Annotated in this window: 3 protein-coding genes; 1 reads left to right on the forward strand and 2 read right to left on the reverse strand. The window is 38.4% G+C overall.

All coding sequences use genetic code 11. From position 1 onward, the window contains the following. Positions 1–98 precede the first annotated feature (98 nt). Positions 99–545, forward strand: a complete 447-nt coding sequence (locus ADA42_RS02020) for a DUF2726 domain-containing protein (RefSeq protein ID WP_048763336.1) — start codon at positions 99–101, stop codon at positions 543–545. A 23-nt stretch (positions 546–568) separates the two neighbouring features. Here the strand turns inward: ADA42_RS02020 and ADA42_RS02025 are convergent, their stop codons facing one another. Both ADA42_RS02025 and ADA42_RS02030 read right to left on the reverse strand, forming a co-directional pair. Next, a complete protein-coding gene (locus tag ADA42_RS02025) occupies positions 569–754 on the reverse strand; it encodes a hypothetical protein (protein ID WP_004936698.1) in 186 nt (61 codons plus the stop codon). 150 nt (positions 755–904) lie between these two features. Then, positions 905–2,209: a dicarboxylate/amino acid:cation symporter gene (locus ADA42_RS02030; RefSeq protein WP_048763334.1), complete on the reverse strand. Its 1,305-nt coding sequence runs from the start codon at positions 2,207–2,209 to the stop codon at positions 905–907. Positions 2,210–2,801: the final 592 nt, after the last annotated feature.

Raw genomic sequence — 2,801 nt, forward strand, 5'->3', positions numbered from 1 at the left:
GTTAATCCGCAGGTCCCTGGTTCGAGCCCAGGTGGGAGAGCCAAGATTCTGAAAACCCACTCTTTTGAGTGGGTTTTCTTTTTAAGCGAAGTAAAAGTGTGTTTGATTTTTTTCAGGTTTTCTTTGTTACTGTAGGTATTCTTTCAAGCCTTACACTCTTGTTTATTTGCGTTAGGCCTTATCTAAAATTACGAAAACAATATCACCCGCGCCCTGTCATTACACCTTTTGAAGCCAAGATGTTTAAGCAGCTCAAAGCCGCTTTTCCAGATTTAAATGTATTGGCTCAAGTTGCATTTAGTGCCCTCATTACTAGTGATCAGTACAAAATTCGAGGGCGCTTTAATCGAAAGGTGACAGATTTTGTTATTTTGAATCAGAAATTAGACGTTGTAGTTATTATTGAACTCGATGATCCGAGCCACCTTAGCAAACAACAAGAAGATAAATTTCGAGATCAAATGCTCCAAGAAGCCGGCTATCGCGTGCTGCGTTACACTCAAATTCCGTCGGTGCGCCAGCTTCATAAAGACATTCAGCTTTAAATGCGAGCTAGAATCAGAATAGTTTATTCTGCTTTGTTTTGGGCATGTCGTTTCGCAATTTCTTCTTTTTGCTGTTGATACTTGCGATGATTCTCAGCATCACTTTTTGCCGCCAAGAATGCCAAACCCAGAACACCAATTGGAATCAAAAGCCCCAGCGCCATCAACAACCAAGGTACTTTCTTTTTTGGGGGAGATGACTGATTCATCTAGATATTTACCTCTACAACATTTAGATCATATTCACCGAAGCACAATAACTTAAAAACAGATGGCATGCCATGCCAAAATCATGACCAAGCATCACTATAAATAAAAAAGCCTACAGATCATGTAGGCTTTTTAACACGACTGAAAGATTAGCTGAACTGACCGCTCGACTGAGTCGGTGTAACCACATCAGCTCGCTGAGGTTGTGCTTCAACCAGATCTTCTTCATCATGAGCTTCAGACTTTGCTACCACCGCAGTTGCAATACTATTACCTATCACGTTCGTTGCAGAGCGACCCATATCCAAGAACTGATCAATTGCAAGGATGAGCAAGATACCAGCTTCAGGCAGCTTAAACATAGACAGGGTTGCTGCAATCACCACGATAGAAGCACGTGATACACCCGCAATTCCTTTACTCGTAATCATCAAGGTTAACAAGATCAGCACTTGCTGTGTAAAGCTCAAATCGATGTTGTAGGCCTGAGCAATAAACAATACTGCAAATGACATATACATCATCGAGCCATCAAGGTTAAACGAATAACCGAGTGGTAATACGAAGCTTGAAATACGCTTTGGTACACCAAACTTATTTAAACCTGCAATAATTTTTGGGTATGCAGATTCACTGCTTGATGTTGCAAATGCAAGTGCAGCTGGTTCTTTCATAAATCCAAGCAGGCGAAATACATCTTTTTTCAAGAAAATATAACCTACCGCAATTAAAGCCGCCCAAAGAAGTGCTAAACCTGTATAGAACTGCCCAATAAAGATACTGTAGTCAATCAGTAGCTTTGGACCTTTCACTGCAATCGCAGCAGCAATTGCAGCAAATACTGCAACAGGTGCAAATGCCATCACGTAGTCCGTGATTTTAAACATGATACGTGCGAGTTCATCGATCAGGCGAGCAATTACTGTGCCCTCTTCACTTTGATGATTGACATAAGCCAAGGCTGCACCAAAGAAAATTGAGAATACTAAGATTTGTAAAATTTCATTGTTCGCCATCGCCTCTGCAAAACTACGAGGGAAAATATGTGTAATAAAATTTTGTAAGCTTAAATTTGAAGCTGAAACACCGATATCCACATGCTCAACAGGAATTGCCAAGTTCATGCCTGCACCTGGTTGGAAAAAGTTTGCCAATCCCATACCCAGCAACAATGATACCAATGATGCACCAATAAACCAGCTCATTGCTTTTAATGTAACCGATCCCAATGAAGACGATTTGCCCATTGAGATTAAACCAGAAACAATGGTTGCAAATACCAGCGGACCAATAATCATCTTAATTAAACGCAAAAAGACATCGGTCAAAATTTTAAAGTAGGAGGCGATTTTTTCTGTGAGCGCTGCATCAAATGCACTGTGACAAGCCCATCCAACAAGAACACCTAGGATCATTGCAATCAAAATATATTTGAGCAATTTTTTCTGATTCATATCTATTTCCTTTTCACAAGCAGTTCGCTTCGATTATTAAGCTAGACAAACCTAATCCGATGCGATCTTCCATGTTGATCAAACTCGCAAGCAACGATGCAGCTGATTACGAAATATTCGATTCCACCATATTTTGGGCAAGTTTTACTGGTTTTGTTTTAAAAGAAAAATGCAAAAAACAGATTATTTATGCAAAAAATGCATACATGAATTATTTAATAAATATTTAAAATAAGAATGATCTCAGTTTTTATTCGGTCGATTTGTGTTTTATAGATAAAACTTTAACCGTGAAATAAATCTTGAATGGTGCATTTTCAGCATTTGCAGTGCTTAGAGCAGAAAAAATAATTTAAAAAATAACATATTGAATTTTAAATAAATTTGAATATTCACGTAATTTCTTATATGAATTATTGGTTTTAGCTATAAGTGATGAAATGATAAATTTTAAACACTTAAAAAACAAAAAACCCATCATATACATGATGGGTTTTTTATTGACCTTTTCAAGGTCTTCACAGTCTGCTTATGCACACTGCTTTATATGGTGGGGGCGAAGAGACTCGAACTCTTACACCTTGCGGCGCTG

The organism is Acinetobacter sp. 243_ASPC, from assembly GCF_001054715.1.
Classification (GTDB): domain Bacteria; phylum Pseudomonadota; class Gammaproteobacteria; order Pseudomonadales; family Moraxellaceae; genus Acinetobacter; species Acinetobacter soli.